Below are 13,723 nucleotides of genomic sequence, written 5' to 3' on the forward strand. Positions count from 1 at the left end.
CCCGGGACGAGATCCGAAGCATTGCTGCTGAACGCGACGACGCTGCCGTCGGCGGAGATGGTTGCATCGGAACTTCCGCCGATCGAGGACACGCCGCGGCTGTCGGACGACGCGATCACGATGGCACCGCTGTGCAGATCCTTGACGAAGACGTCCGTCGCGACGTTGCGGTCACCGACGACGAGATTCGACGCGAGACTGGTGAAAGCGACGAAGTGGCCATCGCCGGAGATCGCAGCGTCCAGGCTGCTGTCGTTCGCCTCGACGCCGCGATCGCTGACCGAAGCACGCACCACCGCTCCGGTGACCATGTCCTTCACGAACACGTCCGCGACCACGCTGCGATCATCCGCCACGAGATTCGTGGCATTGCTGAGAAAGGCGACGTAGCGTCCGTCCGCGCTGATCGAAGGCCCGAAGCTCGTGTTGTTGCCCTGCACGCCGTTCGCGTCGGTGGACGCACGCAAGACCGCGCCGGACAGCAGATCCTTCACGAAAACGTCCTGAACGACGTTCGTCTCGCCAAAGGCGAGATTCGAGGCGAGACTGCCGAACGCGATGAAGCGCCCGCTTGCCGAGATGACCGGATCGAAGCTCGTGTCGTTGGCCTGAACACCACTGGCGGCGGCCGAAACCCGGACCATGGACAAGGCATCCGCGGTCTCCACGACGCGATCGCCGAGCGCATCGACGCGATAGGTATCGTTGCCGGCACCACCGCGCAGGTAGTCGGCACCCAGGCCGCCGTCGAGGACGTCGGCGCCGCTCTGCCCGACCAGGGCATCGTCGCCCGACAGGCCAAAGATGAGATCGTCGGCAGGTGTGCCGAGGAGGAGATCGTTACGGGGAGTGCCGATGATCGTCGCCATCTTTGTCACCTTCGGAGAACTTCAATCGGGAAAATCCCCGCGACCCGGTTCCGCGGGCGTCGCGGACGGAGTATAAGACCGGGCTGCTGGAATGAACGGTTCCAGGCGACCGACGGGCGGTAGCGAACAGCGGGAAAGGAAAGACGCGGTGCGGCCGCTCAGAAAGGCGCGGACGCGCGACCCCTCGGAGTAGCCCCGCGGATCAGTGCTGCGACGAGCAGATAGAGTACTGCCGCATTGCAGGCGTGCCAGAGGAGATGCGTACCGAGCGGGAAGACCGGGCAGATCATCTTGTCTATCGTGCGAAAGGCCAGTGACACGGTGAACACGGCAGCCGCAATCGCCACCCCACGGGCGGCGCGGTGCCTGCGCGCGGCAAGCACCGAGGCCAGGATCAGCAATGTCGCCCACGCCGGTCCATAGAAGATCGATCCGTTCAGGAAGTCGCGTGTGAACAGCATCGCCATCGCGCGGTTCGCAAGATGAAACAGCATGAAGAACGCAAACGTCCCGAGCCAGCGAAGGCCCGCGAGCCGCACGAGAAAGGAGAGGAGGTAGACGTTGATGAAGAGGAGAATCGGCAACGTATCGGCCGACATTGCCCAGGGACTTGCGAACGTGTGCCACAGTGCGCTGCCGATGCCGATGGCGAAAAGCAGCGTGATGAGAAGCAGCAAGTCCCAGCTGTTGCGCCAGGTGAGGTGCGGCTGCCGGCGCCAGAGTCGCAGCGCCATGACTGCGGCAAGGATGAAGCCCAGGTTCGTGACGGCGTTGAGCGGCTCGCTCCACAATCCGGGCGCGGTCCTCTCGCAGTACGTGTCGATGAAGTCGATCATGGGGTCGGGGAACGATCCGCGTTCAGATTCCTCTCAGCGTTTGTGCGATTCGCGCGCAAGGTGGTGTTGAAACCATGGCACATTGGCACATCCGTATCAGGGGTACGCCGTGGTGTTGCTGCGGCGACCCGGAGTCCGAGTTGCCCGAAAGGGTACGCGCTGCCTTGCTCACTGTCTGCTGCCGTCAGGCGAGCAAGGCCGACGCCTTGAGCCTCAAGGTTACGCTGGCGGAAATGGGCTACGCCGAGTGGGACGAGATCGAAGTGGTCGCGAGCCCGTGCGAGCTCAAGGAGTCGCCGGAGCAGGTTCATACCACTGACGCGAAGCGCCCGCCGCTGCCATGAACTACCGACACCTCGGCCGCTGTGGTCTGCAACTGAGCGAGATCTCCTTCGGCTCCTGGGTCACCTACGCCAATCAGGTCGATACCCGCGGCGCGACCGAACTCATGGCGGCCGCCTTCGACGCCGGCATCAACTTCTTCGACAACGCCGAGGTGTATGCCAATGGCCGCAGCGAAGAGATCATGGGGGCAGTGCTGAAAACGTTGCGCTGGCCGCGCATGAAATTCGTGGTCTCGACCAAACTCTACTGGGGTCTGGGCGATGGTCCCAACGAGAAGAACACCCTCAACCGCAAGTATCTGCTGCACGCGATCGATGGCTCTCTGGCGCGGCTGCAGCTCGACCACGTCGACATCGTTTTCTGTCATCGCGCCGACCCGAACACGCCTCTGGAGGAGACGGTCTGGGCGATGCACGACATCATAGAGCGAGGCAAGGCAGTCTACTGGGGAACCAGTGAGTGGTCCGCGGAGGCGATCAGCGCCGCGTGGAAGATCGCCGACCGCCATCATCTGCACAAGCCCGTGACCGAGCAGGCGCAGTACAACCTTCTGCACCGTCACCGCGTGGAGTCCGAGTACGCGCCGCTTTATGCGGACATCGGTCTCGGCCTCACCACCTGGAGTCCCCTCGCGTCCGGTCTTCTCAGCGGCAAGTACCGTCGCGGAATTCCCGCGGGATCGCGCGCCACCCTGGCGAGTTACGCATTCCTCCGCGACGGTCTTACCGACCCGGATCGAAACCGGGCGGTGGGCGAGCTCGACGCCATCGCGCGCGATCTCAACTGCCCGCTGGCAGCGCTGGCGATCGCATGGTGTTTGAAGCAGGGGGCCGTCAGCAGCGTCATCCTGGGCGCCACGCGCTTGGCGCAACTCACCGAGAACATCAAGGCCGTCGAAGTGGGGCCGAAGCTCACGCCCGAAGTCCTGCAGCGCATCGATTCAGTCGTCGGCGCGCTCACCGACTAGAAGGCGATAACGTCTCAATCCGACGCGAGCCGCTCGCCGTGCTCGCGTGTGGCATGAAAGCCGACCTTCGGCCAGCGCTGCATGGTGATCTGCAGGTTGTACTTGTTCGCGGCAAGGAACACCGGATTGCCGTCGACATCGGCAGCCATCGCCGCCGCCTGCTCTCGTTCGAAGTTTCGCCGCGTCGTCTCGTCCGGAAAAGTCAGCCAGCGTGCGGTCGAGATGTTGGCCGGATCGTAGATCGCGTCGACCTTGTATTCCGCGGCGAGGCGCTGCGCCACGATCTCGAACTGCAGCGGGCCCACTGCACCGAGCAGCAGCGAGTTACCCACCGCCGATGCGAACACCTGCACCGCACCCTCTTCTCCCAATTCCTGCAGACCCTTCTGCAGCTGCTTCGCCTTGAATGGGTCGCGCGGGCGCGCAACGCGGAAGAGGTCCGGTGCGAAGTGCGGAATGCCCTTGAACGCGAGCGCCTCCCCTTCGCTCAAGGTGTCACCGATCTGCAGTTGTCCATGATTGTGAATACCGAGGATGTCGCCCGCCACCGCCTCCGAGCTCGCGACACGCTCGTTCGCCATGAAGGTGAGCGCGTTGGCGAGCTTCATCTCACGCCCGGTCCGCAGGTGACGCACCTTCATTCCCGGTTGGTAGCGGCCGGAGCAGACGCGAAAGAAGGCGATGCGATCGCGATGCTTCGGATCCATGTTCGCCTGAATCTTGAACACGAAACCCGCGAACGGGCTTTCGTCCACGTGGACCATGCGGCTCCCACCGTCGCGCGGCTGCGGTGAGGGCGCCCAGTCCAGCAGCGCGCGCAGGATCTCGCGCACGCCGAAGTTGTTGATTCCGGAACCGAAGAACACGGGCGTCTGGCGGCCCGCCAGAAATGCGTCGAGGTCGAACGGTTGGCTCGCGCTGCGGATCAGGTCGACATCGTGGCGCAGAGCGCCGACTTCACCCGGAAACAGCGCATCGAGTCGCGGATTGTCGATCGCTTCGATCACCTCGGTGTCCTCGCGCACACGCTCTTCGCCCGGGGTGAAGCGCACCACACGATCGCGCTGCAGATCGAACACGCCGCGGAAGGTCTTGCCCATGCCGATCGGCCAGCTCACGGGTGCGCAGTCTATCTTGAGCACGGACTCGATCTCTTCGAGCAGCGCAAGCGGCTCGCGCACCTCCCGGTCCAGCTTGTTCACGAAGGTGATGATCGGCGTCGCGCGCAGGCGGCACACGTCGAGCAGCTTGATCGTCTGCGCTTCCACCCCCTTCGCCGCGTCGATCACCATGACCGCGGCATCGACCGCCGTCAGCACACGGTAGGTATCCTCCGAGAAATCCTCGTGTCCCGGCGTGTCGAGCAGATTGATCGTATGGTCGTCGTACTCGAACTGCATGACCGAACTGGTGACCGAGATGCCGCGCTGCTTCTCGACCTCCATCCAGTCCGAGGTCGCGTGGCGCGCACTCTTGCGGGACTTGACGGTGCCCGCCATCTGGATGGCACCGCCGAAGAGCAGCAGCTTCTCCGTCAGCGTCGTCTTGCCTGCGTCGGGGTGAGAGATGATGGCGAAGGTACGCCGACGCGCCACCTCGCGGGCGAGCGAGGCGTGACTGGAAAGGTCGTTCATTGCACTGGGGTTCTGCGGGAAGCGGACTCGTCCGCGATGACGGCACCCGCCACATCTCGATGCGGTCTGTGCGTGGTGCGGATTATACCAGCGCAGGGCGGGTCAACGCCCGACTGCGCAGGACAGGCCTGAATCAGCTATCGCTGCGCAAGAAGGGCGGCGACGCGCTCGGCCTCGACCGGGGGGCTGAAGAGGTATCCCTGCGCGAAGTTGCAGCCCGAGCGGTTGAGAAACGCCATCTGGTCGGGCGTTTCCACACCCTCGGCGACCACCTTGATCTCCAGACTGCGCGCGAGCGCGATGATCGCCTCGACGATGGCCGCGTCGTCGCTATCGACCGCGATGTCGCGCACGAAGGAGCGGTCGATCTTCAGCACGTCGAGCGGGAAGCGTTTGAGATAGCTCAGGCTCGAATAGCCGGTGCCGAAGTCGTCGATGGAGATGCTGATGCCGCGCGACTTGAGTTCGACGAGCGTGGCGATCGCACTTTCCGCGTTCTCCATGACGTCGCTCTCCGTGATCTCGATCTCGATGAACTGCGGCGGCACACCCGTCTCGGAGAGGATGCGATGGATCGTCTGCGCCAGATTGCGCTGGCGAAACTGGCACGCGGACAGGTTCACCGCAATCGGCAGTTCTATCCCGGCTTCGCGCCACGCGCGAACCTGCATGCAGGCGCGACGCAACACCCACTCGCCGATCGGGACGATGAGGCCGGTTTCCTCCGCGACGGGAATGAAACGTTCGGGGGAGATGGACCCCAGAGTGGGATGGTGCCAGCGCAGCAGGGCCTCGACGCCGATGATCGCCCCGGTGGCAAGGTCGACTTTGGGCTGGTAGAGCAGATGCAGTTCGTTGCGCTGTTCGGCGACCCGCAGACCCTGCTCGATGACGAGTCGCTCCTGGACCTGAACGTTGAGGTCCGACGTATAGAACTGGTAGTTGTCGCCGCCATTGCGCTTTGCGCTGTACATGGCGGCATCGGCGTTGCGAATCAGCGATTCGGAGTCTGCTGCATCCGTCGGAAACAGGCTGATGCCGATGCTCGCAGACATGAATACTTCCTGTCCCTTGAGTTCCATCGGTCGGGCGAGGCCATCGAGGATCTTCCGGGCGACCGCCGCAGCACCGCGTGAATCCGCCATATTGGGCAGGACGACCATGAACTCGTCGCCGCCCAGTCGAGCGACCGTATCACCTTCGCGCATGGTGCCCGTCAGGCGGCGGGCGGCTTCACGAAGAAGTTGATCACCCGCCTCGTGGCCGAGGGTATCGTTGACGACCTTGAGGCGGTCGAGATCGATGAACAGTGCGCCAACCAGCCGTCCCTCCCGACGCGCCTGTCCCAGCGCCACCTCGAGCCGGTCACGCAGGAGCGACCGGTTCGGCAGGTCGGTGAGAAAATCGTGGTGGGCGAGATGTTCGATCCGGCGCTCGGCCGCCTTGCGCCGCGTGATGTCGCGCGAAGTCAGGACCACTCCGCGCACGTGCGGATAGTCCAGCAGGTTGTTTCCCACCGCCTCGAGCCAGATCCACGAACCGTTCGCGTGGCGGTAGCGAAACTCGATCGGCGCGGTGTGCGTCCTGCCGTGCACGACGAGGTCGAAGGCTTTGCGCACGCGCGCCCGATCGCGCGGGTGAATCGATTCGAACGGGCTATGACCGATGAGTGCTCCCGGCGCACGTCCGAGAACGCGCGACGCCGCGGGCGCTTCGAACGTGGTGATTCCGTCCGCGTCGTGAATCGTGATGATATCGGCGGAATTCTGGACCAGAGCCCTGAAGCGGGCGTCTGAATCCTTCGCGGTGGGGGCAGTCGTGCGCGTCGTCCACTCGCGAGTGGACCATCCTCTCGCGGCGACGGGTAGACTCGAAACGGTGCAGGTCATGTCATCCATGGCAGCCGATCTGCGCAGGAAGCGTGCACACAGGTGCCGAGCGAGTGGAACCCCCTGAATCCGCCGCAGAGCGGGGTCTCTGCGGCGTCCTTCGACGGCTTGTCGTCAGAACGCGGGCCCTGGAATGCCGATCCGTCGACGCGGCCGACGAGATTCCGGACAGAGCGGGCGGCGTCGGTGACGACCTCCAAGCACGCGGCACTCATCGCGGGCCGAGTGCGCCGTCACGTCCTTCGTGTAACCTTCGCCGAAAGGGCAACACGCCCGCGCACCGCCGGCGAGGAATGCCGCCGCCCGGGTGGCGTTGCGGAATCAGCGACAGTTCTGAGCAGGTCGATCCATGAAGTCACCGGAGATCAATGCCAACGAGCAGGCCGTGCTCACGGCGCTCGAGGCGCGGCTCGGTCATCTGCACGTGCAGCAGCGCCTGGGGCTCGAGCGCGATCACGAAGCGCAGGTCTTCCGCAGCGGCACCCACTTCTTCCATCTCGAGAACTGGTACTCGATGCATGGCCTCATTCGCGGCAGTCTGCGTCTGGTCGGCTTGCACGCACGCGGACGACGCAACGCACTGACCATTCAGGTCCGTCGGCACGACGTAGCGCTTTCCGGTTTGCCGTCGGCGTTCGACGGCTTCACCGTGCTGCATCTTTCCGATCTGCACATAGACTCGAGCGATGAATTCGCGGAAGCGCTCGTGCAGTGCGTGCAACCGCTCCACTATGACCTTTGCGTACTTACCGGGGACTACCGCACACGCACCTTCGGGCCCTTCGCGCGCACGCTCGCGGGGCTCGCGAAACTCCGCAGCGCACTCAAGGGCAACGCCTACGCGGTGCTCGGCAACCACGACACGCTGCGACTCGTTCCGGAAATGGAAGCCATGGGCTACCGGCTGCTGCTCAACGAGTGGAAGAGGCTCTCGGCCGGGGGCGATGCGATCTACCTCTCCGGCATCGACGACGCGCACTATTATCGCGTGGAGAATTTCCACCGGGCGGCGCACGACATTCCGCGTGGAGCCGTTTCGATCCTCCTGTCGCATACTCCAGAGGTGTTCCGTCACGCCGCGCACGCGGGCTACGATCTCATGCTCTGCGGACATACGCACGGCGGACAGATCTGCCTGCCTGGCGGCGTGCCGCTGCTCACCGACGCCGACAGTCCCCGCCGCATCGCGCGTGGCCCCTGGCGCCATCACGGAATGATCGGCTACACGTCGGTGGGCGCCGGGACCAGCATCGTGGACGTGCGCCTCAACTGCGCACCGGAGATCACGCTGCACCGCCTGTGTTGCGCCGCCCGCGCTCAGTAAGGGCGGTCGCGGATGTTGAGCCGGAAGAGAAGTTGCGACAGCAGGCACGCCAGTGCGACGAACGCCACCACCAGGACCAGGATTTCCAGAGGTGCAAGCCCGAGTTGCGTCCTGAACACTACGAGCGGCAGCAGCGCTTCGGGAATCTGATCGACGCCGAACGCCTCGGCATGCGGCTCCAGCCTGCGGCGGCGCTTGAGAAAACTCGACAGGAGATCGCCGGCGAGCGAGACGGCAGCAAACGCGGCGCCCAGCATCCAGTCGAAGCCCAGCAGCGGGGCAAACAACGCGCTGCAGCCAATCGACGCCACGACACCGCGAATCGTCTTCGAATCGCCGAAGAGCGGTGCGCCGTCGCGCAGCAGCAGCCCGCCGTCGAGCGGTGCGCTGAAGCGCTCGCCGAATATCCTGGTTGCGATGATCGGTGCCCCGTTGGCGATGCCGAGAAGCATCATCACCCGCAGCAACAGCACATGGTCCATGTTCGTGTCCCTGAACCGCGCCTATCAACCGCGCATTCTCGCAGAGACGCGCCGCCGTGCCAGCGGGGCGGCCGAAACCCAGTCGGGCCACGTCGGCAAGCCCCGGTTCCGGCAACACCCTGCATGCCGGAGCGCCGGCCCGGGCAGGCTGTCGACTGCTGCCGCGAAGCACCCCAAAGTTGTAGACTTCACCCCCCGAGCCGGGATTCCGCACGGTCGCCGCTTGCCCTCAGGTGCCGTTTGCCGGGACCGGTGAGAACCCGGCCATACAATCCTCGAAAAGGCACCAAGGAGGCCACATGTCACTGCGCATCGGCGACACCGCACCCGATTTCACCGCCAACACCACCCAGGGCTCGATCCGCTTTCATGACTGGATCGGCGACACGTGGGCAATCCTCTTCTCGCATCCCAAGGACTTCACGCCCGTCTGCACGACCGAACTCGGCTACATGGCGAAACTCAAGCCCGACTTCGACCGCCGCAACACGAAGTTGATCGGGCTCAGCGTGGATCCCGTCGAAAACCACGCCAAGTGGGCCAAGGACATCGAGGAAACCCAGGGGCATGCTCCCAACTACCCCCTGATCGGTGACCCGGATCTGAGTGTGGCCAAGCTCTACGACATGCTCCCGGCCGGCGCGGGTACGACGTCCGAGGGGCGTACGGCGACCGACAACCTGACCGTGCGCTCGGTCTTCATCATCGGTCCGGACAAGAAGATCAAGGCGATGCTCACTTATCCGATGACGAGCGGCCGCAATTTCGACGAGGTCCTGCGCCTGCTCGACTCGATCCAGCTCACCGCGAAGCACAAGGTCGCCACCCCCGTGAACTGGAAGCCCGGAGAGGATGTGATCATCGCCGGATCGGTCTCCGACGACGAAGCGAAGCAGCGTTACCCCGAGGGCTGGAAGGCGCCGAAGCCCTATCTGCGCATCGTGCCGCCGCCGAAGTAACGACTCCGGATACCCGCACGAAACACTCGAGACGCCCCGTAGCGGCGGAGCGTCGTTCGTCGCGGGTACGAGCATCGCGAAGATCTGTAACACCCGGCCGCTAGCCTTTTTGCTTGCGGGCGGCGCGACGTCGCGCCGCCAACCCGGTTGGAGAACACCGATGCTCGAGCGGAAACGCTTCACGGAAGAAGAGATCACACGCGGGCTGCTCGTCGAGCGTGCCACGCGGGGGGTCGAGCAGTTGCGCCGTGCCGCGCTCGCGGCCGAGGAAGAGTTCGGTTACGAGCTTGGCCTGACCGCCCCGGAACTGCGCGAGAGCGCGTACAACCTCATCCATTACCTCGCGGTGCGCCGGCACGACGTGCGCCCGCTGCAGGACGATCTGAGCCGTCTGGGCTTGAGCTCGCTCGGGCGCATGGAGGCGCACGTGCTGGCCTCGCTCAACGCCGTGCTGGCGGCCCTCTACGCGCTGCGCGGTCAGCCCGTCCGGCAGGAGGTCCCGGCGACGCTGCCAATCAACTTCGACACCGGTGATGCGGTTCTTGCCGAGCACGCCAACGCCGTCCTCGGTGCGGGTAGCGAAGGCGGCGGCACGCGCATCATGGTCACGATGCCGAGCGAGGCGGCCGACGACCCGGATCTGATCCGCGATCTTCTGGCGGGCGGCATGCAGGTGGCGCGCATCAATTGCGCCCACGATTCGCCCGCGGTCTGGCAGCGCATGCTGGAGCACCTGCGCCGTGCCGAGCGTGAGACGGGCCACACCTGCCGCGTCTCCTTCGACCTGGCGGGCCCCAAGCTGCGCACCGGCAACATCGAGCCAGGGCCGGAGGTCGCGAAATGGCGACCCGAGCGGGACCGTCTGGGCAAGGTCGTCGAGCCCGCGCGCGTGCGCTTCGTCGCCCACGTCGACGATTCCGAACAGGATGAACCGGGCATTCCCGTGGAAGGTGACATCGTCGCAGAAGCCAGGCCCGGCGACGTGATCGAACTCACCGACACGCGCGACCGGGAGCGCTCGCTCCAAGTGGTGGCGTCGAGAAGGCACGAGTGCACTTGCGAGACGGAGTTCACGGCATACGTCGTGCCGGGTACGCCGCTCAAGCTCGTGCGCAAGGGGAAGACGGTGGCCAAAGGCGCAATCGGCGCGCTACCCCCCGCACCCCAGTGGATCGCGCTCCGCCAGGGGGATCTGCTGGACGTGGTGCGCGGCGACGCGCCCGGCCGCGACGCCGTGCTCGACGACGAAGGCAGCGTTCTTGAACCGGCGACCGTGAGCTGCTCGCTGCCCGAGGTGTTCTGCAGCGTGCGGGTGGGCGAGCGCATCCTCTTCGACGATGGCAAGATCGGCGGCGTCATTCGCGCGGCCAGCGAGGACCGGCTCCGCGTCGAAGTGGCGAGCGCCGCGGGAGGCATCGCCAAACTGCGCGGCGAGAAGGGCATCAACCTGCCGGATTCGATCCTGCAACTGCCTGCGCTCACCGCGAAGGACATCGAGGATCTCGCCTTCGTCGCGCAGCATGCCGACCTGGTCGCCCTCTCCTTCGTGCAGCGTCCCGAGGACATCGAGGCCTTGCACGCGGAGCTTGCACGACTCGAGGCGCCGCGACTCGGGGTCGTGCTCAAGATCGAAACGCAGGCCGCATTCAATCGCCTGCCGTCCCTCCTGCTGACAGCGATGCGACGGCCGCCGGTGGCGGTCATGGTGGCGCGCGGGGATCTCGGCGTGGAAGTCGGATTCGAGCGGCTGTCGGAGGTGCAGGAAGAGATCCTGTGGCTGTGCGAGGCGGCGCATGTGCCCGTCATCTGGGCCACCCAGGTGCTCGAGTCGCTGGCGAAAGGCGGGCTGCCGTCGCGGGCAGAAGTCACCGACGCCGCCATGGCGAGCCGCGCCGAATGCGTGATGCTCAACAAGGGCCCCTACATCCGCGAGACGCTGCGCTTTCTCACCGACGTGCTGCAGCGCATGCAATCGCACCAGCAGAAGAAGACCGCGCGGCTGCGCAAGCTGCAGGTATCCGACGCGGCACAGTTCAGGGCGAAACACGACGACGCGCAGGAGCCGTCCGCCGCCCCAGAGCGCTGAACGCCGCCGCCGGACGACCTGCCGTCAGGCCTCGCCGGTTGCTTCGATTGCCCGGCGCACGACGGCAGCCGAACGACGGAAGGCGTCCTGCTCCGCCGCACTCAGGTCGGGCACCAGCGTGAAGTGCACACCACCCCGTCCGATGACGGCCGGAATGCTCAGGCACACGTCGCTCACGCCGCAGAAGCCGTCGATGCGCACGCTGACCGGCAGCGTCGCGCACAGGTCGCGCACCACGGCTTCGACGATGGTGCGCACGGCCATCGCCACGGCATAGTTGGTGTAGCCCTTGCCCCGCAGCACCTCGAACGCCGTCTGCTTGGCCTCGTCGAGCATCGTGTAGCGGGCCGGCGTCGCGTCGATGTGCTCGCCGCCCGCCGTGGCGATGCTGAGCGCCGCGAACTGGGTGTCGCCGTGCTCGCCCAGGATGTACGCACGAATGTCGAGCGGATGGATGCCGACCTGCTGGCTCAGGATGTCGCGGAAGCGCGCCGAGTCGACGAGCGTGCCGGTCCCGATCACGCGCTGCCAGGGAAACGCCGACAGCTGCAGGATGTGCCAGCTGATGGCGTCGACCGGATTCGTGACGTTCACGATGACGGCATGCGGGCTGAGCGCGGCGAAGCGCGGCACCAGTGCGCGCATGAGCGCGATATTGCCGGCGGCCAGATCGCAGCGGTCGACCATCTGCGCCGGCGTCGGCACGCTCGCGCACATCACGAGAATGTCCGAGCCGGCGGTGTCCTCGATCTCGCCGGCGCGGATCGCCACGCGGTACGGCGTGAAGGCGCACGCCTGTTCGATGTCGAGCGCATTTGCCCGCGCCGCGATCGCGTTCCGATTCCACAGCACGATCTCGCTCGCCAGTCCGTCCTCCGCGAGCACGAAGGCGACCGTGGCGCCAACCTTGCCGATGCCGATGACCGATATCTTCATGATTTGTGCAGTGCGCCCGACCCTCACCATAGCGAAGGAGCCGGCGTGCCGCAATCGCAGACGCGGGTGAGCGGTGGGCTATACTTGACCTGTCCCGATTTCGCGACCGACTCTTCGACGCATGAGCAAAGCGAAGTGGCTGCTCGTCGCAGCCGTGATTGCGATCATTGTGGGGGGATATCTCTGGTGGCGTGGCGAGACGGCGCCGCCACCAGTGCCACCACCTCCAACTCCTGAGCCCCGCGCCGAGGCCCCGCCCGCGGCCGAGCCGCCGGCTCCTCCGCCACCCGAAGCGCAGGTCCAGCATCCCATCGAGACCGCGCAGCAGCAGCTGGAAAGCGAGAGCACCGGCGCCGGCACGGAAGCTACGACGCTTTCGCTCGACGAGAGCGATCCCGTGATGCAGGAGGCGCTCGCTGGCCTCTTCGGCGCGCAGGCCCCGGCGCAGTTCTTTTACGTGAGCGATCTCGTGCGGCGGCTGGTGGTCACGGTGGACAATCTCCCGCGGCGACAGGTGGCCTCCCAGCTCTTTCCCATGAAGCCGCCGGGGGGTGCGTTCATCACCAGAGGCGCGGAAGGGAACGTCACCCTGGGCCCGGAGAACTACGCGCGCTACGCCCCGTACGTCCGCCTCCTGCAGAGTGCGAATCCGAAGCAGGTCGTCGCCGTCTACGTGCGCCTGTACCCGCTCTTCCAGCAGGCGTACCAGGACCTGGGATATCCCAAGGGCTATTTCAACGATCGCGTGATCGAGGTGATCGATCATTTGCTCGCGGCGCCCGAGGTCACGGGACCGATCCGGCTCACGCAGCCGCGCGTGCTGTATCAGTTCGAAGATCCGCAGCTCGAAGCGCTGTCCGCCGGCCAGAAGCTGCTGATCCGCATGGGCAGTGACAACGCGGCCAAGGTGAAGAGCTTCCTGCGCGGCGTGCGCCAGGCGCTGACGGGGCAGCAGCTCCCGCCGCAATGACGCAGCGCTCACCCCGGCGTGCGTCCGGGGTTCGGCCGTTGGGGTTCAGTGCGGCGGCAGGATGAACACGCGCTCGTCCGGCACCGGCTCCGACTCGCCTCCGACGAACCAGCATTCCTCGCGGCGCAAGGGGTCACGCACCCAGCCAACGCTGTACGAGTGCGCGAAAAACGCGCGCTGCGTCCGCCGGTCGGTGGCGCTGAAGAAGGCGCCCAGTCCCGGGTGACTGTGATACCAGCCGACGACCAATTCCCCTTCGCGCAGCGCTTCCTGCGCGCGGGTCCAGACGCCGGACTCCATGCGCAGCGACACGCCGGAACTTGCGAAGTCCGGGGCGGCGACCCCGATCCGGATGAAGACGGCGGCGATCGCGTCGGCGTCGCGGGTGAAGACCTGCCCGATCAGCAGTCCACCCTGCTCGTCGCG

The 13,723-nt window shown here is 65.7% G+C and carries 13 protein-coding genes; 6 read left to right on the forward strand and 7 right to left on the reverse strand.

The window, feature by feature from the left end; genetic code table 11:
• Positions 1-869: PD40 domain-containing protein (locus tag JNK68_03385; GenBank protein ID MBL8539394.1), on the reverse strand; the 869-nt coding region annotated here is incomplete at its 3' end.
• A 158-nt stretch (positions 870-1,027) separates the two neighbouring features.
• Positions 1,028-1,705, reverse strand: coding sequence for a ceramidase domain-containing protein (locus JNK68_03390; GenBank protein MBL8539395.1), 678 nt, complete (start codon positions 1,703-1,705; stop codon positions 1,028-1,030).
• A 74-nt stretch (positions 1,706-1,779) separates the two neighbouring features.
• Here JNK68_03390 and JNK68_03395 point away from each other — a divergent pair, with 74 nt between their 5' ends.
• Together JNK68_03395 and JNK68_03400 are read left to right on the forward strand one after the other, a co-directional pair.
• Positions 1,780-2,049, forward strand: a complete 270-nt coding sequence (locus JNK68_03395) for a hypothetical protein (protein ID MBL8539396.1) — start codon at positions 1,780-1,782, stop codon at positions 2,047-2,049.
• On the forward strand, positions 2,046-3,017 hold the full coding sequence (locus tag JNK68_03400) for an aldo/keto reductase (GenBank protein ID MBL8539397.1): 972 nt from the start codon (positions 2,046-2,048) through the stop codon (positions 3,015-3,017). Before JNK68_03395 ends, JNK68_03400 begins: the two co-directional genes overlap by 4 nt.
• Before the next feature lie 14 nt (positions 3,018-3,031).
• Here JNK68_03400 and JNK68_03405 read toward each other — a convergent pair whose 3' ends face one another.
• Positions 3,032-4,651, reverse strand: a complete 1,620-nt coding sequence (locus JNK68_03405) for a peptide chain release factor 3 (GenBank protein MBL8539398.1) — start codon at positions 4,649-4,651, stop codon at positions 3,032-3,034.
• 137 nt (positions 4,652-4,788) lie between these two features.
• The gene (locus JNK68_03410; GenBank protein MBL8539399.1) at positions 4,789-6,540 is read right to left on the reverse strand and encodes an EAL domain-containing protein; all 1,752 of its coding nucleotides are present in this window, start codon (positions 6,538-6,540) and stop codon (positions 4,789-4,791) included.
• Between the two features lie 349 nt (positions 6,541-6,889).
• Here JNK68_03410 and JNK68_03415 point away from each other — a divergent pair, with 349 nt between their 5' ends.
• Entirely contained in the window at positions 6,890-7,864 is a 975-nt protein-coding gene (locus JNK68_03415; GenBank protein ID MBL8539400.1) for a metallophosphoesterase, read from the forward strand.
• On the opposite strand, the gene JNK68_03420 is transcribed toward JNK68_03415, so the two are convergent.
• A complete protein-coding gene (locus tag JNK68_03420; GenBank protein ID MBL8539401.1) occupies positions 7,858-8,346 on the reverse strand; it encodes a CDP-archaeol synthase in 489 nt (162 codons plus the stop codon). The genes JNK68_03415 and JNK68_03420 overlap by 7 nt on opposite strands.
• A 299-nt stretch (positions 8,347-8,645) precedes the next feature.
• Between JNK68_03420 and JNK68_03425 the strand changes: the two genes are divergently transcribed.
• Together JNK68_03425 and JNK68_03430 are read left to right on the forward strand one after the other, a co-directional pair.
• Complete coding sequence (locus tag JNK68_03425) at positions 8,646-9,305, forward strand: peroxiredoxin (protein MBL8539402.1); 660 nt, start codon at positions 8,646-8,648, stop codon at positions 9,303-9,305.
• Positions 9,306-9,465: 160 nt separating this feature from the next.
• Positions 9,466-11,391: a pyruvate kinase gene (locus tag JNK68_03430; GenBank protein ID MBL8539403.1), complete on the forward strand. Its 1,926-nt coding sequence runs from the start codon at positions 9,466-9,468 to the stop codon at positions 11,389-11,391.
• A 24-nt stretch (positions 11,392-11,415) separates the two neighbouring features.
• Here the strand turns inward: JNK68_03430 and JNK68_03435 are convergent, their stop codons facing one another.
• Positions 11,416-12,327, reverse strand: coding sequence for a lactate dehydrogenase (locus JNK68_03435; GenBank protein ID MBL8539404.1), 912 nt, complete (start codon positions 12,325-12,327; stop codon positions 11,416-11,418).
• Positions 12,328-12,448: 121 nt separating this feature from the next.
• On the opposite strand from JNK68_03435, the gene JNK68_03440 reads away from it, so the two are divergent.
• Complete coding sequence (locus JNK68_03440) at positions 12,449-13,297, forward strand: DUF3014 domain-containing protein (protein MBL8539405.1); 849 nt, start codon at positions 12,449-12,451, stop codon at positions 13,295-13,297.
• Between the two features lie 45 nt (positions 13,298-13,342).
• Here JNK68_03440 and JNK68_03445 read toward each other — a convergent pair.
• Positions 13,343-13,723 (reverse strand): Mov34/MPN/PAD-1 family protein (locus tag JNK68_03445; protein ID MBL8539406.1); only part of this gene is annotated, 381 nt, incomplete at its 5' end.

This window comes from Betaproteobacteria bacterium (assembly GCA_016791345.1).
Classification (GTDB): domain Bacteria; phylum Pseudomonadota; class Gammaproteobacteria; order Burkholderiales; family JAEUMW01; genus JAEUMW01.

Excerpts from the sequence above, each read along its gene's own strand:
- JNK68_03435 (MBL8539404.1), bottom strand. The coding sequence starts at position 12,327 with ATGAAGATATCGGTCATCGGCATCGGCAAGGTTGGCGCCACGGTCGCC.
- JNK68_03390 (MBL8539395.1), bottom strand. The coding sequence starts at position 1,705 with ATGATCGACTTCATCGACACGTACTGCGAGAGGACCGCGCCCGGATTG.
- JNK68_03410 (MBL8539399.1), bottom strand. The coding sequence starts at position 6,540 with ATGACCTGCACCGTTTCGAGTCTACCCGTCGCCGCGAGAGGATGGTCC.
- JNK68_03425 (MBL8539402.1), top strand. The coding sequence starts at position 8,646 with ATGTCACTGCGCATCGGCGACACCGCACCCGATTTCACCGCCAACACC.
- JNK68_03415 (MBL8539400.1), top strand. The coding sequence starts at position 6,890 with ATGAAGTCACCGGAGATCAATGCCAACGAGCAGGCCGTGCTCACGGCG.
- JNK68_03420 (MBL8539401.1), bottom strand. The coding sequence starts at position 8,346 with ATGGACCATGTGCTGTTGCTGCGGGTGATGATGCTTCTCGGCATCGCC.
- JNK68_03440 (MBL8539405.1), top strand. The coding sequence starts at position 12,449 with ATGAGCAAAGCGAAGTGGCTGCTCGTCGCAGCCGTGATTGCGATCATT.
- JNK68_03400 (MBL8539397.1), top strand. The coding sequence starts at position 2,046 with ATGAACTACCGACACCTCGGCCGCTGTGGTCTGCAACTGAGCGAGATC.
- JNK68_03430 (MBL8539403.1), top strand. The coding sequence starts at position 9,466 with ATGCTCGAGCGGAAACGCTTCACGGAAGAAGAGATCACACGCGGGCTG.
- JNK68_03395 (MBL8539396.1), top strand. The coding sequence starts at position 1,780 with ATGGCACATTGGCACATCCGTATCAGGGGTACGCCGTGGTGTTGCTGC.
- JNK68_03405 (MBL8539398.1), bottom strand. The coding sequence starts at position 4,651 with ATGAACGACCTTTCCAGTCACGCCTCGCTCGCCCGCGAGGTGGCGCGT.